25 protein-coding genes and 4 tRNA genes are annotated in these 26,394 nt (G+C 44.6%); 3 read left to right on the plus strand and 26 right to left on the minus strand.

What is annotated here, in order from left to right; translation table 11 throughout:
* Positions 1 to 3: 3 nt before the first annotated feature.
* The 9 genes from tuf to fkpA all read right to left on the minus strand — a co-directional run bounded on the left by tuf (position 4) and on the right by fkpA (position 7,308).
* Positions 4 to 1,188, minus strand: a complete 1,185-nt coding sequence (tuf, locus tag L4D74_RS21390) for an elongation factor Tu (RefSeq protein WP_428754541.1) — start codon at positions 1,186 to 1,188, stop codon at positions 4 to 6.
* A gap of 124 nt (positions 1,189 to 1,312) precedes the next feature.
* Positions 1,313 to 3,409: an elongation factor G gene (gene fusA, locus L4D74_RS21395; RefSeq protein ID WP_428754542.1), complete on the minus strand. Its 2,097-nt coding sequence runs from the start codon at positions 3,407 to 3,409 to the stop codon at positions 1,313 to 1,315.
* Positions 3,410 to 3,486: 77 nt separating this feature from the next.
* Complete coding sequence (gene rpsG / locus L4D74_RS21400; protein ID WP_102471084.1) at positions 3,487 to 3,957, minus strand: 30S ribosomal protein S7; 471 nt, start codon at positions 3,955 to 3,957, stop codon at positions 3,487 to 3,489.
* Between the two features lie 97 nt (positions 3,958 to 4,054).
* A complete protein-coding gene (rpsL, locus tag L4D74_RS21405) occupies positions 4,055 to 4,429 on the minus strand; it encodes a 30S ribosomal protein S12 (RefSeq protein WP_005417208.1) in 375 nt (124 codons plus the stop codon).
* A gap of 175 nt (positions 4,430 to 4,604) precedes the next feature.
* Entirely contained in the window at positions 4,605 to 4,868 is a 264-nt protein-coding gene (gene tusB, locus L4D74_RS21410) for a sulfurtransferase complex subunit TusB (RefSeq protein ID WP_428754543.1), read from the minus strand.
* An 8-nt stretch (positions 4,869 to 4,876) separates the two neighbouring features.
* Positions 4,877 to 5,233: a sulfurtransferase complex subunit TusC gene (tusC, locus tag L4D74_RS21415; protein ID WP_428754544.1), complete on the minus strand. Its 357-nt coding sequence runs from the start codon at positions 5,231 to 5,233 to the stop codon at positions 4,877 to 4,879.
* Positions 5,230 to 5,625, minus strand: a complete 396-nt coding sequence (tusD, locus tag L4D74_RS21420) for a sulfurtransferase complex subunit TusD (RefSeq protein ID WP_428754545.1) — start codon at positions 5,623 to 5,625, stop codon at positions 5,230 to 5,232. The genes tusC and tusD overlap by 4 nt, the downstream gene beginning before the upstream one ends.
* Entirely contained in the window at positions 5,622 to 6,329 is a 708-nt protein-coding gene (locus L4D74_RS21425) for a helix-turn-helix transcriptional regulator (RefSeq protein WP_428754556.1), read from the minus strand. The genes tusD and L4D74_RS21425 overlap by 4 nt, the downstream gene beginning before the upstream one ends.
* Before the next feature lie 193 nt (positions 6,330 to 6,522).
* Complete coding sequence (gene fkpA, locus L4D74_RS21430) at positions 6,523 to 7,308, minus strand: FKBP-type peptidyl-prolyl cis-trans isomerase (RefSeq protein ID WP_265674899.1); 786 nt, start codon at positions 7,306 to 7,308, stop codon at positions 6,523 to 6,525.
* A 168-nt stretch (positions 7,309 to 7,476) separates the two neighbouring features.
* Between fkpA and L4D74_RS21435 the strand changes: the two genes are divergently transcribed.
* Together L4D74_RS21435 and L4D74_RS21440 are read left to right on the plus strand one after the other, a co-directional pair.
* On the plus strand, positions 7,477 to 8,460 hold the full coding sequence (locus L4D74_RS21435; RefSeq protein WP_428754546.1) for a WD40 repeat domain-containing protein: 984 nt from the start codon (positions 7,477 to 7,479) through the stop codon (positions 8,458 to 8,460).
* A gap of 4 nt (positions 8,461 to 8,464) precedes the next feature.
* Complete coding sequence (locus tag L4D74_RS21440) at positions 8,465 to 8,692, plus strand: SlyX family protein (RefSeq protein WP_265674897.1); 228 nt, start codon at positions 8,465 to 8,467, stop codon at positions 8,690 to 8,692.
* Between the two features lie 42 nt (positions 8,693 to 8,734).
* Here L4D74_RS21440 and rlmB read toward each other — a convergent pair whose 3' ends face one another.
* From rlmB to tsaE, 13 genes are all read right to left on the minus strand, one after another.
* On the minus strand, positions 8,735 to 9,478 hold the full coding sequence (gene rlmB / locus L4D74_RS21445) for a 23S rRNA (guanosine(2251)-2'-O)-methyltransferase RlmB (RefSeq protein ID WP_265674896.1): 744 nt from the start codon (positions 9,476 to 9,478) through the stop codon (positions 8,735 to 8,737).
* Positions 9,479 to 9,496: 18 nt separating this feature from the next.
* Positions 9,497 to 11,962 carry a ribonuclease R gene (gene rnr, locus L4D74_RS21450; protein WP_428754547.1) on the minus strand — a complete coding sequence of 822 codons (2,466 nt, stop codon included), beginning with the start codon at positions 11,960 to 11,962 and terminating at the stop codon, positions 9,497 to 9,499.
* A gap of 103 nt (positions 11,963 to 12,065) precedes the next feature.
* Positions 12,066 to 12,704 carry a flagellar protein MotX gene (gene motX, locus L4D74_RS21455; protein ID WP_390902918.1) on the minus strand — a complete coding sequence of 213 codons (639 nt, stop codon included), beginning with the start codon at positions 12,702 to 12,704 and terminating at the stop codon, positions 12,066 to 12,068.
* Between the two features lie 243 nt (positions 12,705 to 12,947).
* A complete protein-coding gene (locus tag L4D74_RS21460) occupies positions 12,948 to 14,264 on the minus strand; it encodes an adenylosuccinate synthase (RefSeq protein WP_250618654.1) in 1,317 nt (438 codons plus the stop codon).
* A 149-nt stretch (positions 14,265 to 14,413) separates the two neighbouring features.
* Positions 14,414 to 14,599, minus strand: a complete 186-nt coding sequence (locus L4D74_RS21465; RefSeq protein ID WP_428754548.1) for a DUF2065 domain-containing protein — start codon at positions 14,597 to 14,599, stop codon at positions 14,414 to 14,416.
* A 70-nt stretch (positions 14,600 to 14,669) separates the two neighbouring features.
* Positions 14,670 to 15,653 (minus strand): protease modulator HflC, encoded by a 984-nt coding sequence (hflC, locus tag L4D74_RS21470; RefSeq protein ID WP_428754549.1) that lies wholly within the window; start codon positions 15,651 to 15,653, stop codon positions 14,670 to 14,672.
* Between the two features lie 2 nt (positions 15,654 to 15,655).
* Positions 15,656 to 16,849 carry an FtsH protease activity modulator HflK gene (hflK, locus tag L4D74_RS21475; RefSeq protein ID WP_428754550.1) on the minus strand — a complete coding sequence of 398 codons (1,194 nt, stop codon included), beginning with the start codon at positions 16,847 to 16,849 and terminating at the stop codon, positions 15,656 to 15,658.
* A gap of 44 nt (positions 16,850 to 16,893) precedes the next feature.
* The gene (gene hflX, locus L4D74_RS21480) at positions 16,894 to 18,183 is read right to left on the minus strand and encodes a ribosome rescue GTPase HflX (RefSeq protein ID WP_428754551.1); all 1,290 of its coding nucleotides are present in this window, start codon (positions 18,181 to 18,183) and stop codon (positions 16,894 to 16,896) included.
* Positions 18,184 to 18,227: 44 nt separating this feature from the next.
* Positions 18,228 to 18,491, minus strand: coding sequence for an RNA chaperone Hfq (hfq, locus tag L4D74_RS21485; protein WP_428754552.1), 264 nt, complete (start codon positions 18,489 to 18,491; stop codon positions 18,228 to 18,230).
* A gap of 188 nt (positions 18,492 to 18,679) precedes the next feature.
* Positions 18,680 to 19,627, minus strand: coding sequence for a tRNA (adenosine(37)-N6)-dimethylallyltransferase MiaA (gene miaA / locus L4D74_RS21490; protein ID WP_428754553.1), 948 nt, complete (start codon positions 19,625 to 19,627; stop codon positions 18,680 to 18,682).
* Positions 19,624 to 21,627: a DNA mismatch repair endonuclease MutL gene (gene mutL / locus L4D74_RS21495; protein WP_428754554.1), complete on the minus strand. Its 2,004-nt coding sequence runs from the start codon at positions 21,625 to 21,627 to the stop codon at positions 19,624 to 19,626. Before mutL ends, miaA begins: the two co-directional genes overlap by 4 nt.
* A 47-nt stretch (positions 21,628 to 21,674) precedes the next feature.
* On the minus strand, positions 21,675 to 23,366 hold the full coding sequence (locus L4D74_RS21500; protein ID WP_428754557.1) for a LysM peptidoglycan-binding domain-containing protein: 1,692 nt from the start codon (positions 23,364 to 23,366) through the stop codon (positions 21,675 to 21,677).
* A 20-nt stretch (positions 23,367 to 23,386) separates the two neighbouring features.
* Positions 23,387 to 23,851, minus strand: coding sequence for a tRNA (adenosine(37)-N6)-threonylcarbamoyltransferase complex ATPase subunit type 1 TsaE (gene tsaE, locus L4D74_RS21505; protein WP_265674887.1), 465 nt, complete (start codon positions 23,849 to 23,851; stop codon positions 23,387 to 23,389).
* Between the two features lie 245 nt (positions 23,852 to 24,096).
* Between tsaE and queG the strand changes: the two genes are divergently transcribed.
* Complete coding sequence (gene queG, locus L4D74_RS21510) at positions 24,097 to 25,224, plus strand: tRNA epoxyqueuosine(34) reductase QueG (protein ID WP_428754558.1); 1,128 nt, start codon at positions 24,097 to 24,099, stop codon at positions 25,222 to 25,224.
* A 686-nt stretch (positions 25,225 to 25,910) separates the two neighbouring features.
* Here the strand turns inward: queG and L4D74_RS21515 are convergent.
* From L4D74_RS21515 to L4D74_RS21530, 4 genes are all read right to left on the minus strand, one after another.
* A tRNA-Gly gene (locus tag L4D74_RS21515) sits at positions 25,911 to 25,986 on the minus strand.
* Between the two features lie 30 nt (positions 25,987 to 26,016).
* Positions 26,017 to 26,093: transfer RNA gene (locus L4D74_RS21520), tRNA-Met, on the minus strand.
* Between the two features lie 58 nt (positions 26,094 to 26,151).
* Positions 26,152 to 26,227: transfer RNA gene (locus tag L4D74_RS21525), tRNA-Gly, on the minus strand.
* Between the two features lie 30 nt (positions 26,228 to 26,257).
* Positions 26,258 to 26,334: transfer RNA gene (locus tag L4D74_RS21530), tRNA-Met, on the minus strand.
* Positions 26,335 to 26,394 lie beyond the last annotated feature (60 nt).

Below are 26,394 nucleotides of genomic sequence, written 5' to 3' on the forward strand. Positions count from 1 at the left end.
AAATTAAGCAAAGATCTTAGCAACAACACCAGCGCCTACTGTACGGCCACCTTCACGGATAGCGAAACGTAGACCTTCGTCCATTGCGATTGGAGCGATTAGCTCAACAACCATTTGGATGTTGTCGCCAGGCATTACCATTTCTACGCCTTCTGGTAGAGAGATATCACCAGTTACGTCAGTTGTACGGAAGTAGAACTGTGGACGGTAGCCTTTGAAGAACGGAGTATGACGGCCGCCTTCGTCTTTAGAAAGTACGTATACTTCAGACTCGAACTTAGTGTGTGGGTTGATAGAACCTTTAGCAGCAAGTACTTGGCCACGTTCAACGTCATCACGCTTAGTACCACGTAGAAGTGCACCAACGTTCTCACCAGCACGACCTTCGTCAAGCAGTTTACGGAACATTTCAACACCAGTACAAGTAGTAGTYGTWGTWTCTTTGATACCAACGATTTCTACTTCGTCACCTACGCGTAGGATACCRCGCTCGATACGACCAGTAACAACAGTACCACGACCTTGGATTGAGAATACATCTTCAATAGGTAGTAGGAACGGTTGGTCAACAGCACGCTCTGGTTCTGGGATGTAAGAATCTAGTGCTTCTGCAAGCTCAACGATCTTGTCTTCCCACTGCTTCTCGCCGTTTAGAGCGCCAAGTGCAGAACCTTGGATAACTGGTAGGTCATCACCTGGGAATTCGTACTCAGAAAGAAGTTCACGAACTTCCATTTCTACTAGTTCTAGTAGCTCTTCGTCATCAACCATGTCACATTTGTTCATGAATACGATGATGTAAGGGATACCAACCTGACGGCCTAGTAGGATGTGCTCACGAGTTTGAGGCATAGGGCCATCTGTTGCAGCAACAACAAGGATACCACCATCCATTTGTGCAGCACCAGTGATCATGTTTTTAACATAATCCGCGTGTCCTGGGCAGTCAACGTGTGCGTAGTGACGCGCTGGAGTGTCGTACTCTACGTGAGAAGTAGCGATTGTGATACCGCGCTCACGCTCTTCTGGAGCGTTATCGATAGATGCGAAGTCTTTAGCTACACCGCCGTAAACTTTAGCAAGAGTAGTACAGATAGCTGCAGTTAGAGTTGTTTTACCGTGGTCAACGTGGCCGATTGTACCAACGTTTACGTGCGGTTTCGTACGTTCAAATTTTTCTTTAGACACGATCGTGTTCCTTCCTAGTTATGATTCGCCTCGAGAACGAATTAAATTCGAGGCGCGCCAGAAATTGCTATTTTATGCGTCAATTTTCGTCAACGCAATAGATTCGTTATTAAACAATAGCTGATTAGCTACGCTGTGCAATAATAGCGTCTGCTACATTCTTCGGAACTTCAGCGTATTCGCTAAATTCCATCGAATATGATGCTCGGCCTTGTGTTGCAGAACGTAGATCAGTTGCGTAGCCAAACATCACAGAAAGTGGGACTTGAGCACGAACAATTTTAAGACCAGCGTGGCCATCATCCATACCTTCGATCATGCCGCGACGACGGTTAATATCGCCAACAACATCACCCATCCAGTCTTCTGGAGTCGTTACTTCAACTTTCATCATAGGCTCAAGAAGGACTGGCTGCGCTTCAAGCGCACCCTTCCTGAAGGCCATCGAGCCGGCGATCTTAAACGCCATCTCGCTTGAGTCGACATCGTGGTACGAACCATCGAACAGTGTTGCTTTAACATCCAGCATAGGATATCCAGCTAGCACACCGTTGTTCATTTGTTCTTCGATACCTTTCGATACCGAACTGATGAATTCCTTCGGAACTACACCACCAACGATTTCGTCTACGAATACAAACCCTTCTCCAAGTTCTGACGGCTCGAGCTTAAGCCATACGTGACCATATTGACCACGACCACCAGATTGGCGAATGAATTTGCCTTCAACTTCTGTGTTGCCACGAATAGTTTCGCGGTAAGCAACTTGAGGTTTACCCACGTTACAATCAACACTGAATTCACGTTTCATACGGTCAACGATGATGTCTAGGTGAAGCTCACCCATACCTGAAATAAGCGTTTGGCCTGTTTCGTCATCGGTTTCCACACGGAACGATGGATCTTCCGCTGCGAGCTTACCCAGCGCAATACCCATTTTTTCTTGGTCAGCTTGAGAGCGAGGCTCTACAGCAATCTGAATAACCGGATCTGGGAACTCCATGCGTTCAAGAACCACTTTATGGTTTTGATCACAAAGGGTGTCACCAGTCGTTACGTCTTTAAGACCAATTGCAGCTGCAATGTCACCCGCACGAATTTCTTTCACTTCTTCGCGTTTATTCGAGTGCATTTGAACGATTCGTCCGAAGCGTTCACGTTTCTGTTTCACTGCGTTATAAACCGCATCACCGGAGTTCACAACACCCGAGTAGACACGCATAAACGTCAGAGTACCCACGAATGGGTCAGTCGCAATTTTAAAGGCCAATGCTGCGAATGGTTCGTTGTCGTCTGCATGACGCTCAACTTCATTCTCTTCTTCATCAAGACCTTTAATTGCTGGTACATCAATCGGAGAAGGAAGGTACTCAACAACTGCATCTAGTACCGCTTGCACACCTTTGTTTTTAAATGCACTACCGCAAGTTGCGAGTACAATTTCATTATTTAGTGTACGAGTACGTAGACCAAGCTTGATTTCGGCTTCTGTAAGTTCGCCTTCCTCAAGATATTTGTCCATGAGTTCTTCATTTGCTTCGGCAGCAGCTTCAACTAAGTTGTTACGCCACTCTTCCGCTTCTTCTAGCATATCAGCCGGAATGTCCTCGTATGAGAACGTCATGCCTTGATCGGCTTCATTCCAGTTAATTGCTTTCATCTTGATAAGGTCGATAACACCTTTAAAATCTTCTTCCGCACCAATGTTAAGTTGGATAGGAACCGGATTTGCACCAAGACGATTTTTAATTTGGTCCACAACGCGTAGGAAGTCTGCCCCGGCACGGTCCATCTTATTGACGAATACCATACGAGGAACACCGTATTTATCGGCTTGACGCCATACAGTTTCAGATTGCGGTTCAACACCTGACGATCCACAGAATACAACTACGGCACCATCAAGCACACGCAAAGAACGCTCTACTTCGATAGTAAAGTCAACGTGTCCTGGGGTATCAATGATATTAACGCGATGATCTTGGAATTGTGCTTCCATACCACGCCAGAAGGTAGTCGTAGCAGCAGATGTGATAGTAATACCACGCTCTTGCTCCTGCTCCATCCAGTCCATGGTAGCAGCACCATCGTGCACTTCGCCGATTTTGTGAGATAGGCCAGTGTAGAACAGAATACGCTCACTTGTGGTTGTTTTACCTGCATCTACGTGAGCCACGATACCGATATTACGATAGCGCTCAATAGGAGTTTTACGAGCCACGATTGTATCCTCTTACTAAGGTTAACCTTAGAGTAAAGAAAAGCGCTGCGAGGGAGACTCGCAGCACTGTAAAGGTATTACCAGCGGTAATGAGCGAATGCTTTGTTAGCATCAGCCATGCGGTGAACGTCTTCACGTTTCTTAACCGCAGTACCTTTGTTCTCAGACGCATCTAGCATTTCTGCAGCAAGACGTTGAGCCATAGATTTTTCACCACGCTTACGCGCAGCTTCAACTACCCAACGCATAGCAAGAGCGTTACGGCGAACCGGACGAACTTCTACAGGTACTTGGTAAGTTGAACCACCCACACGGCGAGATTTAACTTCTACCGATGGACGAACATTTTCAAGAGCTTCTTCAAATACAGCTAAGTGATCTTTACCAGATTTCTCAGCCATAGTTTCTAGTGCAGTGTAAACAATTTTCTCTGCAGTAGATTTTTTTCCGTCAACCATAAGGATGTTAACGAACTTTGCCAGCAATTCAGATTTGAACTTAGGATCTGGAAGGATCTTACGCTGACCAATTACGCGACGACGTGGCATGGATATTCTCCGTTGTCTTCTTCAGGTTATCCAAAACTTTTCAGTTTCTTCAAAAATTAAAAATAATTTAGTGTTTGGCCTTACTTAACGGAATCCATTAAGACTTAGGACGCTTCACACCGTACTTAGAACGACCTTTCTTACGGTCGTTTACGCCAGCACAGTCAAGTGCGCCGCGAACAGTGTGGTAACGAACACCCGGAAGGTCTTTTACACGACCGCCACGGATTAGTACAACACTGTGCTCTTGAAGGTTGTGGCCTTCACCGCCGATGTACGAAGTCACTTCGAAGCCGTTCGTTAGACGAACACGACATACTTTACGAAGTGCTGAGTTAGGTTTTTTAGGTGTAGTAGTGTAAACACGAGTACAAACACCACGTTTTTGTGGGCACGCTTCTAGTGCAGGCACGTTGCTTTTAACAACTTGCTTTGCACGAGGCTTGCGTACCAACTGGTTAATAGTTGCCATTAACTAGCTCCTGATTTACTTGAAAGTAAGCTTTGTGAAAAATCTAGCCCTAACCGCCAATGGCAATTAGGGACGCAAAATTCTATGCAGCAGTGGGATGTGTGTCAAGAAATATACAGATCTTTTTTATGTGGCGGGTGTGAAAATTTTCATCAAAACAAGCAAAAAAAGCACATTAGTCCCAAGTAACACTTGTCTCATGCTGTTCAGTTAGAGAAACAAATACTTTAAAATCAATAACTTGCACTGCTTTTGTCGAGCTTCCATCCAGCCCTCTTGCTTGTAAATCTTCACGTAAAACAAAGATGGCATGATTGGGAGCCTGAGTAAGTAAACTGGCTAAATAAGTCGCATCTTGGAGCAATATCATCGCATCTTGAGATGATGCGTATTCTTGCGCTCGCCTAAAGCCCACTTCATTCTTAATAATATGCAGCATAAATGGCCTCAGTAAGTCAGTATTTTGTTACACGATGCCAATTCGGCTGAGATAACGTCGGGCACGACGACATGGCAATCGGTGATCAGATCCTCACGGCTTATTCCGAAACGGTTCACACTTTGTTGGCACACGTAAACTTGCTCGATATCATAGAGCTCTAACAGCTTAAACGCGCTGATATAGTCCCTTGATAGCACTTGTTTTGGTTCTTGCTTACTACGCAGTTGATTGACACCGTCAGCAACGAAAAACACCTTGATGTCATCGCAATAGGCAGAAGCTGCGAGCAGCGCATCTAAACCTTCCCTACCCCGAGCGCTAGTGTGGGGCATAGAGGCGAATACAAAACCTAATATAGTCAAAATTGTACCACTCTATCTTGCGTCAGCATGGCTTCCGCTAGACTCCCTAATCCTGCCAACTCAAAGCCATCAGCAAGATTATCTCCATCAAGCTGATGCTGTGTCGCCTCTTGGCTACCAACCACACCCCGCCTCAATGAAGCGGCAACGCAAGTCTCTAGACGCACCTGGTGCTTTTGAGCTAGAGCTTGCCACGCAGAGACTAAATCAAATTCATCATTCGCTGGCACGGTTAAGCGAGACGCGTTGTGCACCCCTTCTTGATAAAAGAAGACACTGGTAAGTCGATGGCCCTTCTCGAGCAATGCTGACGCAAATAAGTACGCACTACGCGCGGACTGCTCTCCATAAACCGAGCCATTCACTACCAAGGTGTAGGTTAAGCGGGTCACGATTCTTCATCCTCAGTTTTACGCTGACGGATGTACAGGTAAACCGTGTGTTTCGAGATATTGAGACGGTCGGCGACACGGTTGATAGCGTCTTTAATATCAAATATGCCTTTGTCATAGAGTTCCATAACAATTTGACGATTTTTGGTATTATTCGATACTGACTTATCGGCGTTAATATCTTCGATGGTGCGCTCTACCGTCTGGTCGACCAACTCTTCTACATCACTGGCAAAGTTAACCGATGAAGCCGCGTCTTTTGCTTCTTGCGTTGGCATGAATGACTGTAGAACCTGAGAAAATGGCGCATCTAGGTTAACGTTAATACACAGTAAACCAATAACACGGTTATCACCATTACGAATAGCAATGGTGATAGATTTCATGAAAACACCGCCCTTTGCTCGAGTAAAGTACGACCGTGAGAAGTTTCGTTCTGAACCCTCGATGTCTTTTAGCATTTTCAGCGCAAGATCAGTGATTGGTGAGCCTACTTGGCGCCCTGTGTTTTCCCCATTAGCAATTTTAATCGCAGAGGTATTCAAGTCTTCCAACGAGTGCAAAACAATTTCACAAAAAGGGCCAATGAGACTTGCCAGCCCATCAACCACCGCTTCGTAAGATTTAAGAATAATTTTGTCATGCTCAGTGAATGGCGCCACATCGACGGATTCCATTTCAAGCAGCATATCGGCGTTAACCATGTCAGTCACAGTGCTTTGACCTTCGATACTAAAAAAATTGATGTAAGTTTATCAGATAATTTGAAGTACTCACCTAAGTAAGTCTTCAACAAGTGATTTAGGGCAAAAAAAGTGCAGTCTTTTTGCCCTTAGGGAAATTAAAAAGAAAAAAAAGGCTCACCAATGTGAGCCTTAATATACTTTTCATGGCCAATTATTGAGCGGCTTCAGCGCTCTCGCCATCAATTTTCAATAATTCCACTTCGAACACAAGTGTCGAGTTTGCTGGAATAGTCGGTGTGTCTTGTTCGCCATACGCAAGCTCAGGTGGAATAACAAACTTGTATTTTGAACCGACTTGCATCAGTTGCACACCTTCCGTCCAACCTGGAATAACGCGATTTAGAGGGAACGTTGCAGGCTGGCCACGCTCATAAGAGCTGTCAAATTGAGTACCGTCAATCAACGTACCTTTGTAGTGTACCTCAACGGTATCCGTCTCTTTCGGCTGATCGCCTGTTGCCGCTGTTTCTACCTGATAAAGAAGACCCGACTCAGTTTTTGTTACGCCTTCTTGCTTCTCAAATTCAGCACGGAAGTCATCACCTGCTTTTTGTGCAGCCGCTGCTTTTTCTACAGCCTGTTGCTGCATCGTTTCTGCAACGCGCTTATCTAGACCTTCCAATGCTGCTCGGATTTCATCTTCTGACAATGTCTCTTTACCAGCAAATGATTCTTCGATGCCTTTAAGGACCAACTCTTTCTTAAGCTCAATACCAAATTCTGCTGGCTTTTCAATGCTTGTACTTAGGTAGGTTGCGAAAGATACACCGATTGCATACGCGGCTTTGTCATCTTCCGTTTTAAAGTGAACCGCTTTGCCTGTTTCCGCTTGCACTTGCTCTTGTGCTGCTGGCTCTGCTTTCGGCTCTTCTTTTTGACAGCCTACTGCCAACATAACCGTCGCTGCAAGTAGCGACACTTTAAATATTGATTTCATTCTTTTCTCCAATTTATGGACACGCTATAGATTTAGCAGCTAGTCGAAGCAATTCGCCTTGTTTTTCGAGACGCTATGCGTAACTATTTAAATCTAGTCACTATTTAAATCTTACAAGAACTATAAATATACTCGCTTAGGCTCAAGACTCAATGTGGAATATCGGTAATGATGCGAATAATATCTCATTCTGTAGTGTACTTAATTGTCATCAGTCTGTTAAATGGCTGCTTTTTCTCCAATAAAGCTGAGAAACGTTGGGATCTTGCGTTAGAAGGTTCAACTAGCCTTGCACTTAGCCAAGATGCGCGATTTGCCCTCTTGTACTCTAAACAACAACATTTGCAGCTTTGGGATCTTCAAGAGAATCAGCTACTTGCTAAACTTGGTATCCAAGATCCAGACGAAAACATCATTTCACTCATTCGCTTTTCTGACAATGGACGTTTTGCCGTCACCGCGACTCAAACCAACTTTGCTATTTGGGACCTTGCTTGGTCTCAATCAACCGGGCTTTGGTCTATTGCTGATGGTTTAATCCAAGATATCGCCATTGGTAACAATGGCGAAGAAGTTTTACTTGGGTTAAGTAATGGTAAAGCAATTTTCATCGATTTAGTCACCGGAAGACGATTAGAGTTCCTTGCTCACGTAGAAAAAGTGAATTCTGTGGCCTTATCTCCAAATGCAAAATATGCCCTCACAGGCGGAAACGATCATAATGCTTATTTTTGGAGTACTGAATCAGGGCAGATTCTGCATCACTTCCCTCATGAGCAGCGTGTAGGGACGGTGGAATTGCAACGTGATGGTCTTTACGCACTGACCGCTGACACCGGAAACAACGCCATTATTTGGAACTTAAAGACGGGCACACAAAAAAGTCAACTCAGCAGTTGGTCACGACAACTGATTTTTTCAGCAGCACGATTTTCTGATGACGGGCAGCGACTAGCAACAGGTTCACCGTCATCACGCTTAATTGTTTGGGACACGGATTCTGGAGAAAAAATTAATAGCTATGATGTAGAGATGCTAAAAGATGTGCGCCCTCCAAGAGGGGTAGTGTATGATGCAGCCTTCAAAGATAACCAACAGGTACTCTCCGCCTCCTCTGCTGGTGTCGTGCAGGCGTGGTCCCTTAACGAGTGATCAAATGACTAAAGAGCGTTACGAAATACTAGAAGAAAGAATCAACGATATGGAGTGCAAAATTGCATTTCAAGAACAAACGATTGAAGAGCTCAATGATGCGCTGACTCAACAGCAGCTGTTGATCAGTAAGATGCAAGACCAAATGAAATATGTCGTTGGCAAAGTGAAGAATATGGATTCGCCGAACCTCGCTGATCCATCGGAAGAAACCCCTCCTCCGCATTACTAAAAAGGTCAGCATACGCTGACCTTTTATTTTTATAACGGTCGCTTACTTCGTAAGTGAACGCTGTCTCACCGCTTCGAACAGACAGATGCCAGATGCAACCGATACGTTCAAGCTCGATACAGAGCCAGCCATCGGGATCTTAATAAGATCGTCGCACGTTTCACGTGTGAGTCGTCTCATTCCATCCCCTTCCGCGCCCATAACGATGGCTAGAGGGCCTGTCAGTTTAGCTTGATAGACATCGTGCGTCGCCTCTCCAGCCGTACCCGCGATCCACACACCGTGTTCTTGCAGTGCGCGCATTGTTCTTGCAAGGTTGGTGACTCGTACCAACGGCACTGTCTCCGCCGCCCCACAAGCTACTTTGCTTACTGTTGCCGTTAATGGCGCAGATTTATCTTTTGGCACAATCACAGCCGCAACACCTGCTGCATCCGCATTACGTAAACAAGCACCCAAATTATGCGGGTCTGTTACGCCATCCAAAATTAAAAATAATGGCTGATCATGGCTGGCTAAGATGGTATCTAAGTCGTTTTCATTTAACTGCTTAGCGGGTTTCACCTTAGCAATAATACCTTGATGGTTTGCACCGCTTGCTTTGTCATCAAGTACTTTCCGCCCCATTTGCTGAATCGAGCAGCCAATTTGGCCTAGTTCATTTAGCAAAGGTAGCAAGCGATCGTCTTGACGGCCTTTTAGAACAAAAGCTTCGATAAAGCGTGCAGGGTCTTTCTCTAATACTGCTTTTACAGCATGAATGCCGTAAATAAATTCATTACTCATGGTTTTAACCTTGAAATATTATTTCTTTTTCGCGCCGCCGGTTTTCGCTCGAGGTTTTTTACTTCGAGCTTTCCCAGGTTTTGCTTTGGAACCCTTAGCGGGCGACTTCTGTTCTTTGCCGTCCGGGCGCTTCGTTGGCTCAACTAGTGGCGTTGCTTTGCCAGAACGTCTACTTTTCGCGACACCTTGCTTCTTCGCTTTGGCTTTGCTTTGTGCTTCCGCAACGCGCTTCTTCGCCGTTTTTCCTTTACCACGTACTTTACGATTTGTACCGACTAATTCAAAGTCGATTTGCTTATCGTTTAAATTTACCGCTAAAACTTTCACTTTAACCGCATCACCTAGTCGATAAATCGCACCGAAACTTTCACCAATTAATCGCTGCCCTACTGCATCAAATTGATAGTAATCGTTAGCGAGATTGGAAATATGGACCAATCCATCAATATGTAATTCTGTTAGGCGAACAAAGAAACCGAAGCCCGTTACATTGGCGATAACGCCATCTAACTCTTCTCCGACATGGTCCTGCATATATTCACATTTGAGCCAATCCGATACATCTCGCGTGGCGTCATCGGCACGACGCTCCGTCATCGAACACTGCTCACCGTAGTAATCCATATCATCAAACGAATAATGATAGCCGCCTGTCGGCGTCCAGCGATCTTGGTTACGCCCTGCTTCTTTGGCAATCAGATACTTAATCGCACGGTGAAGCAACAAATCAGGATAACGACGAATCGGTGAAGTAAAGTGCGCATAACGCTTTAGCGCCAAACCAAAGTGGCCACAATTATCAGCGTTATAGACCGCTTGCTTCATTGAGCGTAGTAGCATGGTCTGGATCAGCTCTTTATCCTGACGTTCACGGATTTGTTTGATTAAGTCTGCGTAATCGGTAGGTGAAGGCTCTAGCCCACCCGTCAAATTAAGACCTAGTTCGCCTAGGAAATCTCGGAAGCCGGTAAGTCGTTCTTCCCCTGGAGATTCATGAATTCGATATAACGCGGCCTCTTTCGCCTTCTCCACTAATGAAGCAGACGCAATATTAGCCAAGATCATGCACTCTTCAATGATTTTATGGGCATCATTGCGAATGACAGGCTCAATACGGTCAATTTTTCTTTCCGCATTGAAAATAAACTTAGTTTCAACCGTTTCAAATTCAATAGCACCACGTTGATCTCGGGCAGTTTTCAACACCTGATACATACGATGTAGCTCTTCAAGGTGAGGGACGACTGGGTCGTAACGCTCTCTGAGCTCCGTATCACCTTCTAGGATATCACTCACTTTATTGTAGGTCAGTCGAGCGTGGGAGTTCATCACCGCTTCGTAATGCTTATAGCCCGATAGCTTACCGGTATCCGAAATGGTCATCTCACACACCATACACAAGCGATCAACCTGCGGGTTCAGTGAACAAAGTCCATTAGAAAGTACTTCCGGTAGCATAGGAACAACTTGAGAAGGGAAATACACCGAGTTGCCGCGCTTTATTGCTTCCTTATCAAGCGCAGAATCTGTGCGAACGTAGTAACTAACGTCGGCGATGGCTACCCATAAACGCCAACCACCACTTTTTTTACGTTCACAATATACTGCATCATCGAAATCTCGAGCATCTTCCCCATCAATCGTGACTAATGGTAATTCACGCAGATCCACCCGGCCTTCTTTGGCCTCTTCCGGCACTGACTCACCAAACTGTGCGACATACTTATCGACTTCTTCAGGCCAAACATGCGGGATCTGGTGGGCGCGGATAGCAATTTGTGTTTCCATACCTGGCGCCATATTTTCACCAAGAACTTCAACCACTTGCCCAGCCATTTTCCGAGACTTAGCGCCACGATCGGTCACTTCAATAACCACAACGTTACCCATACGAGCGCCGTTACGATGTTCATTCGGAATAAGAATATCATGACTAATACGGGAGTCATCTGAAACCACGTAAGCGTAGCCGTATTCCAAGAAAAAGCGTCCTACGATATGGTCTTTACGCTCTTCAAGTACTCGAACTAATCGACCTTCTTTACGCCCTCGCTTATCCTTACCTGTAGGCTGAACAAGTACAAAGTCACCATGCAGTAAAGTGCGCATCTGATGAAGAGGTAATAACACATCCTGATCTTTGTTAAGGCTGCCTTCTGGCCTTACCCAACCGTGTCCATCCTTGTGCCCAATCACGATACCCTTGATCATTTCAAGCTTATCCGGCAAGGCATAACACTGACGACGCGTAAAGACTAGCTGTCCATCTCTTTCCATTGCACGCAGGCGACGACGTAACCCTTCATATTGTTCTTCACCAGACAAGCCTAACGATTCAAACAGATCGTTACGGTTCATGGGGACGTTGACACCTTTTAAGAAATCAACAATGAACTCTCTGCTCGGAACGGGGTTTTCGTAGTTTTGGGATTCTCTTTCGGCAAAGGGATCGTCGACACGATTTTCGCTAGGCTTATTCGACATAGTCAGACCTATTTTGAGGGGAGGTATAGGTCGATTATAACTGACTGGGGGGATAAGCTACAGAAATCGTTTATCATTCTCTAGCTAAAACGTACAGCAGGGTTTACCAAAAATCGCTACGACGCTTCGCTCGAGCAATAATATTCTGTGGCATGCGTGACTCTAAGCCCCGACGTAGCATCGAGATTCGCTTATGCTTCAAATTATCGGGGGTTACTGAGTTATAAAGCCAGCGGTAGGCATCTTCGTAATCTCTTGGGCTACCATAATCACGCAACAACAACTCGGCGAGTTGAATCCTTGCGTCTATGTTGCCCATGGATGCCGCTTCACGGAAATAAGGGATCGCTCGCTCTTTATCCTCTTGAACAAATGTCCCTCGAGAATAATAACGCCCTAACTGCTCTAACGCGACAGGCAATCCTTGATGAGCTGCATTTTCCATATAGTAAAGTCCAAGCTCAACATCCTGAGGAACACAAACGCCCCATGCTAACATATCGCCATATAAGAACTCATAAGAAGGCAGGTTAATGCGGGTGGCGCGCGCCATAATATCTTCAACAAGTTGACAGTTATCCGCTTTCACTCTCGCAAGGTGGCGGTTCTCACTAATCAGTTTAATCAGCTGATCTTCAGAATAGATTGGGACTGGTGCACCGACGCTTTCAGCTTGAGCCGATTTCAAAGTGCCAAGTAACGACAGACAAATCAACGCTGTTATTTTGTGTCGCCTCATCACTATATCATTTCCTCATATCCCAAAGACCACGCCGGCTTCAATAAGCCGCTGTTCCCATTTTATCGGCAAACATCGAGTTCACTTTAATGGAAACCACAAAAAAACGGCAAAATTTTGCCACTTGAGCACCCTATAAGCGTAACGATGTCAAAAAAATGGCAGAAGATCACAGTTAGAGCAAACTTAGAGACATAAAAAAACCAGCGCAAGCGCTGGTTTCTATTCATCAATTCAGTCTTCGAATTAAACTTCGAAAGGGTGAACCTTAACGATAGTTTCGTTACGATCAGGACCTGTTGAGATGATATCAACTGAAACACCAGTTAGCTCTTCAATGCGCTTGATGTAATCTAGAGCGGCTTTTGGAAGCTGCTCGATAGACGTTGCACCAAATGTTGTTTCAGACCAACCTGGCATCGTTTCATAAATCGGCGTTGCTTCTTCAAATGCTTCAGCAGCCATTGGAGAAACTTCTAGGATAGAACCATTTTTCATCTTGTAACCAGTACAGATTTTCAGTTCTTCTAGGCCATCTAATACGTCTAGCTTCGTTAGACAGAAACCAGAGATAGAGTTAATTTGTACCGCACGACGCATCGCAACTGCATCAAACCAACCTGTACGACGTAAACGACCAGTTGTTGCGCCAAACTCATGACCAACATCGCCTAGGTGCTTACCAACAGGGTCTTGCTTATCTAAGCCATCATACAATTCTGTCGGGAATGGACCTGAACCAACGCGAGTACAGTAAGCCTTGGTAATACCAAGAATGTAACCGATGTGACGAGGACCAAAACCAGAACCAGCAGCAACACCGCCAGCAGTCGTGTTTGAAGACGTTACGTACGGGTAAGTACCGTGGTCGATATCGAGAAGCGTACCTTGTGCACCTTCAAACATGATCTTGTCGCCACGCTTACGCGCTGCATCTAGTTCGTCAGTAACATCAATAACCATTGAGGTTAGTAGGTCTGCATAAGCCATGCATTGCTCAAGAACTTCATCGTAGCTTACAGCTTCAACTTTGTAGAAATGCTCTAGTTGGAAGTTATGGAATTCCATTACTTTCTTAAGCTTTTCTGCAAACATTTCTTTATCGAAAAGATCGCCAACGCGAAGACCGCGACGAGCCACTTTATCTTCGTAAGCAGGACCGATACCACGACCCGTAGTACCAATTGCTTTTTTACCTAGAGCGATTTCACGCGCTTGGTCAATAGCGATATGGTAAGGAAGAATTAGAGGACAAGCTTCAGAGATGAAAAGACGCTCACGTACTGGAATACCACGTTCTTCTAACGGCTTCATTTCTTTTAAAAGTGCATCTGGAGACAGAACAACACCATTACCAATAACGCATTTAACGTTATTGCGAAGGATACCTGATGGAATTAAATGAAGAACGGTTTTTTCACCGTCAATGACTAGAGTGTGACCTGCATTGTGACCGCCTTGATAGCGAACCACGTATTTTGCATCTTCAGTTAAAAGGTCTACGATTTTACCTTTACCTTCGTCACCCCATTGGGTGCCCAGAACGACTACGTTATTTCCCATCTTTCCAATCTGATTGCTAGTTAAAAAAGGATTCTAGCATCGAAATGTGACTTTGTGCAGTCATTTTTTGGACATTAATAGCTAACACAGTTCTAAATATCTGTCTTTTATAAATAAAATCTATCTGTAATTTGTTTGCCTGACTCAGCTTAAGACAGCATAAATACGATCACTGCGCCAGCAACAACTAGGCAACCGCCTACACGCCGCAGTTGGTTATCTGGCTGGGATACTAACTGGCCTATCATAGTTCTCCACCCCTTAGGTGCCAATAATGGCCCTAGTCCTTCAAAAATTAATACCAAACCAATCGCCAACCAAAATGATGTGGACATGTTTTTCTCCAAGTAAGAAAAAGGCCCGTCTGAGACAGGCCTTTTATCGTAGCAAATTTTACCGTTTCAGTTACTTAACTGGCGCACCATTAGCGTCATTCATGTAACGGAAGAACTCACTCTTAGGATCAAGAACAAGGATATCGCTCTTGTCCGCAAACGAGGTACGGTAGGCTTCTAAAGAACGAATGAAGCCATAGAACTCTGCATCTTTGCTATACGCTTCTGCATAGATTGTTGCCGCTTTTGCGTCGGCACTACCTCGCGTTACACGCGCTGTTTTATCCGCTTCGGCTAGCATAGTCGCCACTTCAAGCTCTGCTTGTGCTCGAATGATTTCTGCTTTTTCACGTCCTTGAGAACGGAACTTTCGAGCCACTGATTCACGCTCAGCTCTCATACGGCGGTAGATTGACTCACTGATCTCATCTGGTAAGTTAATTTTCTTAATACGAAAATCAACCACTCGAACCCCAAGATCCTTCATCGCACTTTCACGAGTATCACTTAGAACGTTTTCCATAATTTGGTCACGTTCACCATCAATCTCTAACGCTTGTTTTGCCGCTTCCGTCGTCACTTCTTCACTGTCGATGCTATCAGGCAGTACATTCGTTGCATCTCTCGGGCCGGATACCACTTGCTTGATATCTCGAGAACCGATTTCTGAACGAAGCACATCTGTCACTTTTCGCTCAAGTAGTGCTTCTGCCGTCAACGCGTTGCCGCCACCTGTTGCCAAGTAGTACTGACGAAAATCTTCGATTTTCCACTTAACGTAGGTGTTAATAATCACGTCTTTTTTCTCAGACGTTACAAAACGGTCACCACGACCATCCATTGTTTGAATACGTGCATCTAGCGTTTGTACACGGTCAAACAACGGCATTTTAAAGTGTAAGCCCGGCTCGTAGATACGAGATACATTGTTGTCATCGCTTAGAACACGTCCAAAACGAATCACAATGCCTCTTTCTCCTTCAGGGATAACAAACAGGGACATTAGCATTAACGCCAACGTGACCACTAATACTGGTATTGCTAATTTACGCATTATTAGTATCTCCCTTGACGTGCGTTCGAATCACGCGAGGTCGTCGTGTTATTCGGCTTTTCTGTTGTTGGTGCATCTAACTGTATCTCATCGTACGCTGACTGCGACTTCTTCGTCTTACTTGAAGACTCTTGTCCTGCCAACTTATCAATAGGTAAATACAATAAGTTACCGCTTGATTCAGAATCAATAATCACTTTCGACGTATTCGAGTAGACTTGCTCCATCGTATCTAAATAGAGACGATTACGAGTCACTTCAGGTGCCGCCAAATACTCAGGAAGGAGTTTCTCAAACTGAGCAACCTGACCTTGTGCAGAATTGATTATACGCTCTGAATAACCTAAAGCTTCTTTCTTCAAACGCTCAGAACGACCCGTTGCTTTAGGAATGATTTCATTCTTATAAGCCTCAGCTTCACGAATAAATCGTTCTTGGTCCTCACGGGCAGAAATTGCATCATCAAACGCATCTTGTACCTGTGTTGGTGGACGAGCAGACTGGAAGTTGACATCAACTACCGTTAGGCCCATATCGTAATTATCAATGATGTTGTTCAGCGTATCTTGTGTCGTTTGACGAATTAACTGACGACCACTCGTAAGAATACTGTCCATCAATGAATCACCAATCACGGCACGAAGCGCCGAATCCGTTGCTTGACTCAAACTGTCGTCAGCATCGGTTACCACATAGAGATATTTATATGGATCAGATACTCGGTATTGTACATCCATACCAACACTAACGACGTTCTCGTCACGTGTCAGCATCGTACCTGATGCTCTTAAAGAGCGAATAGCTTGAACGTTAACAGCTTGATAATCATCAATAAAACGTGGACGCCAGTTCAGGCCAGGCTCAACGATACGATCGTATTTACCAAGGCGAAGAACAACACCACGCTCAGCTTCACCAATGGTATAGAAACCAGAGGAGAACCAAATGACAACGGCAATCAATGCAATAACACCAAAGCCGATTGCGCTTCCGCCACCGCCTATTGATGGGCCACCGCCACCTTTCTTGCCAAACTTACCACCAATCTTTTGACTTAGCTTATTGAAAACTTCGTCTAAGTCAGGCGGACCTTGATTACGGTCGCCGGACTTACGGCCATCGCGATTATTATTGCCCCAAGGGTCATTATCGCGGCCGTTGTTTCCATTATTATTACCAGGCTCATTCCACGCCATTAGGAAGCTCCATCATTATTATGACGTTATACTGTAGCAGTCCTTTAAGTAACGATAAAGTCACTCAAAACTGCCCCTTCTCTCTTCTCAAGTCTAGACCAATCTATTTGTTGCATCCGAATATCAATCAACAAGTTACCATCTGTATCATATTCTTCCCGCTGAATACATTTCATATCAAAAAATGTACTACGAATGCGGCCTTGATACTGTGGCGGAATTCTCAATTGATACTGAACCATTTGGCTCACTAAACGCTCAGTCAGCGCTTCGAACAACAGTTCAATTCCTTGCCCTTCCATGGCAGAAACCCAAACGGTTCTCGGTAGTCCTTCGTCATCTCGCTCAATACGAGGACGTTGGCCTTCTAGATTGTCTATTTTATTCATCACGACTAGAGCCGGTACATCACCAGCATCAATCTCTTCTAGCACGTCATGAACAGCTTGCATGTTCTCACGAAAACGGTCGTCACTTGCATCAACAACATGTAACAAAATGTCTGCTTCTTGCGTTTCTTGCAGTGTGGCTTTAAATGCCGCGACCAAATCGTGCGGAAGATGACGAATAAATCCAACTGTGTCAGCAAGAATTGAAGTACCTACATCGGCCAATTCAATTTTTCTGAGTGTTGGATCCAACGTTGCGAATAACTGATCCGCCGCGTACACGCCCGCTTCAGTAATACAGTTGAACAGTGTCGACTTTCCTGCGTTGGTATAACCCACCAAAGAAATCGTCGGGATCTCTGCTCGGTTTCTGGCTCGTCTGCCTTGTTCACGCTGTTTCGCGACCTTCTCTAAACGACGCAAAATCGTTTTGATTCGGTCACGCAGTAGTCGTCGGTCAGTCTCAAGTTGAGTCTCACCTGGACCACGTAAGCCAATACCACCTTTTTGTCTTTCAAGGTGCGTCCAACCGCGAATTAATCGTGTGGATATGTGACGCAACTGCGCGAGCTCAACTTGCAACTTACCCTCATGGGTTCGCGCACGTTGAGCGAAAATATCCAGAATCAGACCCGTTCGGTCCAATACTCGACATTTACACAAACCTTCTAAATTACGCTCTTGGGCCGGCGAAAGTGCATGGTTAAAAATCACCACGTCAGCACCAGTTAACTGTACAACTTGTGCAATCTCCTGAGCCTTTCCTTCGCCAACATAGTATTTCGGGTGAGGAGACTGACGACTACCTGTCACAACCTGCAGGTTGTTAACGCCAGCTGAAGACACCAGCATCTCAAACTCGTTGAGATCTTCCCACTCACCTTCTTGCGTGAAGTTGATATGAACAAGAACAGCCTGCTCCCCCGATTCATAACGGTCAAACAAGCTACCAACTCCTATTTATGATGTTTACTGTACGAGATAGAGTATTAATCTTCAGATTTCTCTTGTTGGCGATCATTTGTTGGACGCTCGCCCGTATGGTGACTCACCGCACGTGCAGGTACAACAGTCGAAATCGCATGCTTATATACCATTTGGTTAACGGTATTTTTCAATAGGATCACAAATTGATCGAAAGACTCGATTTGACCTTGTAATTTGATTCCGTTTACAAGATAGATCGAAACAGGAATGCGTTCGCGACGAAGCGCATTCAGGAATGGGTCTTGAAGAGATTGCCCCTTAGCCATTTTTATTTTCCTTATATTAATATTTTTAGTTTTAATTATTTAGCTATTGGTACACTACGAGTTGTGTGGCCTTTGCATCTGAGCTAAACCAATGAAATACCCGTTAGTTTTATAATCATAGAACAACAATTCACTTTGAAAACAAAACTCAGTTCCTTTTTGGGTACAAATATACAAAAGCGACTACATTATACACAGTTAATGCCATCGGATGCTATGGCGTCTGTGAGAGTTTTCATTGAACTCTCAATGTGTTCGCTATCTAGCCAAACCAGATCTTCCCAACTCCTTAACCAGGTAATCTGACGTTTAGCCAATTGACGAGTAGCGCAGATTCCGCGGAATATCGCATCATCAAAACTACAGTCCCCATCTAAATATTCCCACATCTGTCGGTATCCGACACAACGAATAGATGGTAGATCGGGATGAAGATCTTTTCGAGCATATAATGCTTTTACTTCATCTTCAAAACCTGCTTGTATCATTTTATCGAAACGCAATTCAATTCGTTTATGTAACAAAGCGCGATCTTTGGGCGCGACAGCAAATTGTTTCACTCGAAATGGTAAAGGATCCCCTTTCACTTCTGTTAGCTCAGTCAGAGACTTACCTGATATTCGATACACCTCTAACGCACGAGAAAGACGCTGCGGATCATTAGGATGAATCCTATCAGCTGAGACAGGATCAATCGTCCTAAGTTCATCATGGAGAGCCTGCCAACCCTTATCTTGTGCTTCTTGCTCTAATTGCTTACGTATCTCAGGGTCGGCAGCTGGCAAGGGAGATAGCCCTTGCAGTAACGCCTTAAAATAAAGCATTGTGCCGCCGACAAGAAGGGGGATCTTTCCTTCCGCGTGTATTTTGGCGATCTCTGCCAAAGCATCGCGTCGAAAATCCGCTGCAGAATAAGCTTCACTTGGGTCGAGTATGTCAATAAGACGGTGAGGCGCTGCCGATAATTCATCAGCATCAGGCTTAGCAGTACCTATATCCATACCTTTGTAAATTAGGGCAGAATCCACGCTGATAATCTCAACGGGGTATTGCTGACGAAGACGTATCGCAAGATCGGTCTTACCAGATGCGGTAGGACCCATTAAAAATAAAACTAACGGTAATTTCTGACTCATGATGAAAACGCTGCAATTGTGGCCGTAAAATCGACAGGACGAACAAACTTAGTATCGCTCAAAGGTAGCTTACCGTCGTATAACTGCTCCAAATTACTGAGTAATTGGACGGATTCCGATAATGTGTAACTACTTTTCACTTGCAGCACTTTCTTTGCTAACCAAAGACTCAGTCCATTTGGGCTGAGGTCATGCTGCTCAAGGGTTGCCAAGTATGACAGCATTTCATCAATTAACAATTGCAAATTTTGCTGTCGAAGAGGAGAAGGAACGCCCATTACCATCACGGTTTGCTTGTTTCTAACTTTAATATCAATCGCAAAAGATGACAAAAATTCCACTTGAGACTCAACAAACTTCAACTGGCTATCATTCACTTTTAATGACAACGGAACAAGTAAAGGCTGCATCGTTAACGAAGCCCTTACCGGATCCAGCTGCGCAAACAGCTTATAAAATTCAGCTCGAGGCAATGAAACAAGTGCACAATCAGGCTCTGCCTTAACCAAGAGGTAACGCGACCCAATAACCGATACCGCTTTACCAATATGCTCAACGGGCGTCGGGGTACTCTTTGTTTCAATCACTGAGTCGTTAGATATCTCCGGAAAGTCAGGGGTTTGCAATAGTGCTTGATACACTTTTGCCTCTGCAATACTTGGTGGACTCTCAACGTTCCTTGAGCCAGAACGGCCAGAAGCACTACCCGATGACCTTTCTGATGCCCACGGGCTAGATGGCGAGCGCTCTGAAATTCCATGCTGGGGCCTAGTTTTAGATAAAGAATCGGTTTGGGGCTCAATACTAGGACGATAATCACTCCGCCCAGGGTAAGCGGGAGTACTGGTCACTGCATTGATCACCGTCTCAGCAACAGAATCTGCACTTAAGCGATTTTTCCGCACATCTTCATTTGTCTGCTCGAGCAATGCTTCATCTGAGCTAGCTTCACTCACATCTTGGGTAAACCCAGAAGTGGATACTTGAGGTAGATCTATTGATTTTGCTTGGACTAACGCATCACTTAGCGCTTGATAAATAAAGTCATGCACCAGTCTTGCTTGATGAAACCTAACTTCATGCTTAGCGGGATGTACGTTAACATCTACCTGATGGGGATCAATTTCAATAAACAATACGAAGGCGGCATATTGATCCGCAGACAAACTCGACTCATAACTTTGCCGGATAGCATGATTAATCAGCTTATCCCGCATCATCCGTCCATTGACATAACAATATTGAAGATCGTTTTGCGCCCGCCCGCCTTCTGGTGTGGTAATCCAACCATGAAGCTTTAGGTCGTGATGTTCTAGCTCAATTCTGAGCATATGACGAACAAACGCCGCGCCGCACACCGATGCAATTCTCTTTTCAGCCTGAGCGTCATTTTTTGCCGCTCGATATTGCCGGACTAACTTACCGTTATGCTTAACGTTAATAGACACATCAAAACGGCTTAGTGCGATGCGTTTTAATAACTCATCAATATGGGTAAATTCCGTTTTTTCGGTACGCAAAAACTTACGTCTTGCTGGCGTATTGAAAAAAAGATCCAGCACCTCTACCGTTGTGCCAATAGGGTGGGCTGTTGGCTTCAAACTCACCGCCATGTCTCGCCCTTCAGCGTAGGCACTCCACGCTTGCTCCTGAGCGGCAGGTCTTGAAGTCAATGTCAGTCGTGATACTGAACTGATACTGGCTAGGGCCTCACCACGGAAGCCTAAGCTAACAATTGCCTCTAGGTCATCTAAAGTATGGATCTTTGATGTCGCATGACGACTGAGCGCTAATTGTAGCTCATCCTTCACAATGCCTTTGCCATTGTCGCGAACTCGAATGAGCTTTGCGCCACCTTTTTCAATGTCGATATCAATGCGAGTCGCACCAGAATCAATACTATTCTCCACTAACTCTTTTATCACCGAAGCAGGTCTTTCAACGACCTCTCCGGCGGCAATCTGGTTTGCTAATCTAGCTGGGAGAATTTTTATTGTCACACCACTACTCCGAGTCATCAAAATATAAACATAGTCAACGCTGCACGTTACCTATTAGGAATAATCAAAACCTGCCCAACAGCGAGCTGATCTGAACGTAACTTATTCGCCTCACGTATGCTTTGTATCGTCACGTCATAGCGTGAAGCAATCTTACCTAAAAACTCACCCCGCTTAACGGTATGCTTTCTGACTGGCAAGTCTTTGAGGCTGACCGATACTTTCAGTTTTTGCCCGAGTCGTAACGTATCCGACTTTAGGTTATTCTCGCGCTTGATATCTGCAACTGACACTTTGTACTTGCTTGCAATTTTACCAAGGTACTCCCCTTTAGCCACCGTATGTGTAATCACTTTTGTCTCTACGGTATTCACTTTGCTGCTGACTTTTACTGGTGTGCTATTCCCTGGAATAGTCAAAACTTGTCCCACAGCCAATCCATTACTCTTCAGTTTATTCGCCGATTTAATCGCCGAAACAGAAGAACCGTATTGCTGGGCAATCACTGATAACGACTCGCCACGTTTCACCGTGTGCTTACGTTGCTGGCCTTTATTCGCAAACAAGGTGCCTTCTGGCGGATTCGCTTCAAAATACTGAACTAACGCCTTCGCTAATGCTCGAGCTAGCTTATCTTGGTGACTACGCGTCGTAAGCAAACGCTCTTCACCTGGATTGGAAATAAAGCCCGTTTCAACTAATACTGATGGTATATCTGGTGACTTCAACACAGCAAGACTAGCATTGACTGGCTCTTTTTTGTGTAAGTGAGCCACTTTCCCCATCTCTTTTAGTATTTTAGTCGCGACTTTATAGCCCTCTTTTTGAGAGTGACTAAATTGTAAATCAAGCAAAGTTTGACTGACATTTTTGTCATTTGAATTCTTTGCTAACGCTTCACCCGCACCACCGAGTAATTCTGACTGCTGCTCATGGTTTTCTACCCAACGGGCAATTTCCGTATTCGCTCTTCTGGTATTCAGGACAAATACTGATGCCCCTCTAGGCTGTGGCGTTCGAAAAGCATCGGCGTGTATAGAGACCAACAGGTGTGCTTTATTTTTACGAGCAATATCCGAACGTTTATTCAAATTAACGAAATAATCGCCACGTCGAGTCAGTACTGCCTTCATACCCGGAATCGCATCAATTTGCGCCGCGAGTTTTTTGGAGACACTCAACGTCACGTGCTTTTCATATTTTTTTGTCGGTCCAATAGAGCCAGGATCTTCACCACCGTGTCCGGCGTCGATTGCAACGACAATATCGGCCGTGCCGCGTAATTGTGACGCATCACGACTGACGGCCGTCTTACTGTTTGCAACAGCAGCGGGCTTCGCCTGAGTCGCTTTTCCATGAGGAAGATCGATAACAAGACGGTGTCCATATTGTCCGCCAGGTGTTGGATTCAGGGTAAATAACTGAGGAGTTAGTGCCTGCTTTAATTCAAAAACAAGACGATAAGTACCCTTCTTTGGAGGAGAACTTTTTCTTACTTTGCTCAGTACTGGACTATCTGTCACATTAAGTGGCAACGTAGTATTTAGCGTCGTATTGTTAAGGTCCACCACAATACGGCTTGGGCCAGATAAAGAGAAATAGCTAAAATCAGCCTTTGACTTAAGGTCAATAACGACTCGAGTTTCATCCGGAGATGGCCAAACCCGTATCCCTTCAAGCGTATTCGCCCACACAACCGTCGGGGAAAGAATGACGATGGCCAGCATGAACATTTTCATGCGACTAAACAAACGATTGATCAATTTAACTCCAATTGACTAATTAGCTGAATTCCATATTCAGAGTTTGCGGTAAATGTGATTTCACGCGCTTCTCCTACGTATCTCAAGTCAATATCAAGATCAGCGGCAGGCAATACACCCTCGCCTTTTTCTGGCCACTCCACTAGACAAATTGCATCGTCAGAGAAGTAGTCACGAATGCCCATAAACTCCAGTTCTTCAGGATCCGCCAAACGATACAAATCAAAATGATAAATATTCCACTGTTTGAGTTGATAAGGTTCCACTAACGTATAAGTCGGGCTTTTCACATTACCTTGATGCCCTTGGCTTTGAATAAACCCTCGGCTAAACGTTGTTTTCCCCGCCCCAAGATCACCATGTAAATAAATGGTTGTTTGTTTTGAGCAGAGATTAGCGAGTTTAGTTCCAATTAAAACAGTGGCTGCTTCATCAGCTAAGGCAAATTTTTTAGTGTTCATCACATTTTTCTCTGAATACGTCGGTTGCGAGGTGAAATAGTAAACTGTGTCGCTTTTTGTAGACAAGCATTGTTGTGTAAGTAATTAGAAAATTTACCATTAAAAGCGGTGAATCCCTACAAAGTGATGGTAATTACCCATCAACTCCCCGACAAATTTGGATATATGTCTTTTTTCTACTCATACTTTGGATACAAACAGATTTGAGTATAGAATACGCGTCCTTTTTAAATAGAGTGATCGTGATGGATTTAGATAAGCTTGCCAACGACATCAAACAGTGGGCGAAAGAACTGGGTTTTCAAAAAGCAGGCATTAGTGATATCTGCTTAGAAGATCAAGAAGCATCGCTTAGCCACTGGGTGGCTGCAGGCTATCATGGTGAAATGGCCTGGATGGAGTCAAACCAAGATTTGCGTCTCCATCCCGACCAGCTTCACCCCAATACATGCCGTATCATTAGTGTGCGTATGAACTACCTACCTGAAGATGCACACTTTGCCAGTAATCTGCTAGACAAGCATACTGGTTATATCAGTCGCTATGCATTGGGTCGGGATTATCACAAACTCATTCGCAACAAATTAAAAAAATTAGGCCAAAAGATTGAAAGCGAAGTCGGCGCCTTAGGTTACCGACCATTTGTCGATTCCGCTCCCGTGCTCGAACGCCCCCTAGCAGAAAAGGCCGGATTGGGATGGACGGGTAAACACTCTTTAATTCTCGACAAAGACTCCGGCTCTTGGTTTTTCCTTGGCGAGTTATTTATCGACCTACCACTACCTATCGATAAACCCGTCGAAAACCAGTGTGGCAAATGCACAGCATGCGTGACCTCTTGTCCAACTAACGCGATTTTAGACAATGGCGTCGTTGATGCTAGGCGATGTATTTCGTACTTAACTATTGAGTATGATGGCATTATCCCAGAAGAATTCCGAGATGCGATTGGCAACAGAATATACGGATGTGATGATTGCCAATTGGTCTGTCCGTGGAATCGATTCTCAGACATCAGTAAGCAAGTCGACTTCCAGCGCCGTCCAATCTTCGATAAGACTGACTTAAAATCGCTAATAGCTTGGGATGAACTTACGTTTTTAAAAAACATGGAAGGGTCGGCTATTAGGCGGATAGGACATGAGCAGTGGCGAAGAAACATCATCATTGCTATTGGCAATGCTCCCTTCCAAGCAGATTACATTACCCTACTCGAAAACCTTAAGGGGGAAAGTACGCTGCTGGATACTCACATCGACTGGGCACTAGAAAAGTTACGTTCTCAAGAAGATAAATTGTCACTAAACAAAATTGATAGCAGAAACCAACGTCTTATTCGAATCATACAAAAAGGTCTACCACGCGATTCATAACATCAAGCAGTCTCATATCGGCATTGACAAGAAATCAAATAAATTTTCTTGACTAACATCTCAAATTTGAATTTGTGGAAAAACAAAAATTTCATTCGTGCTATGTGCTTGTGAAAACAGGTTAAACACAGACGCAATATATGACTAGGATCAAATAAATGTCACTTGTTGATCATTTAAATACAGTGTCTCTCGACGTAAAAACCAACAAAACCACTTTATAAACAATAACTTAAATGGTCAACTCGCACTTGCCTGCAGACTAATTACTGTAAAGATCTTTCAAGCACTTAGCTAACATATCGAGTAAAAACAATTTATCAACCAAGTTATCCACATACGATAAGGTGTGGATAAGTCTGTTAATTTAAATGTAAGTGTGCCGTAGAAAAAGGCGCTAACCTACATCCACAGGGTTGAATAACTACAGGAATAGCAGCGTAGACGTATTAAATAGGCAAAGCTGCCTATTTAAAAATAACGTTACAAACTAACTAAATTGTTTTGGAGTGATGCTTCTCAGCATTAGGAAAGAGCGGCAGCGAAAGGACTAAGTTTCTCAACTTTGCTTATATGGAATGCTGCTTTAGGCTTTCTATAAACAAGAAAGCATAGCGACTAACAACACTTGCTCTACCAAAAGAAGAGCAAGGTCTAAACCTCTATAGGGTTAAACTGCGCTAAAATGGAGCGATACATCGGGTTCGAACCGATGACCTCAACCTTGGCAAGGTTGCGCTCTACCAACTGAGCTAGTATCGCATATCAACAGCAAACGCTATTGACTAAATRTGGTTGCGGGRGCCGGATTTGAACCRACGACCTTCGGGTTATGAGCCCGACGAGCTACCAAACTGCTCCAYCCCGCGTCCGAATTGTAGTCATCGTTAAGTACGATGAGAACTRTCAYTTYCTRCTAAGAGAAAATGGAGCGATACATCGGGTTCGAACCGATGACCTCAACCTTGGCAAGGTTGCGCTCTACCAACTGAGCTAGTATCGCATATCAACAGCAAACGCTATTGACTAAATGTGGTTGCGGGAGCCGGATTTGAACCAACGACCTTCGGGTTATGAGCCCGACGAGCTACCAAACTGCTCCATCCCGCGTCCGAATTGTAGTCATCGTTAAGTACGATGAGAACTGTCATTTYCTGCTAAGAGAAAATG

The sequence above is a fragment of the Vibrio cionasavignyae genome (assembly GCF_050337155.1).
GTDB lineage: Bacteria > Pseudomonadota > Gammaproteobacteria > Enterobacterales > Vibrionaceae > Vibrio > Vibrio nomapromontoriensis.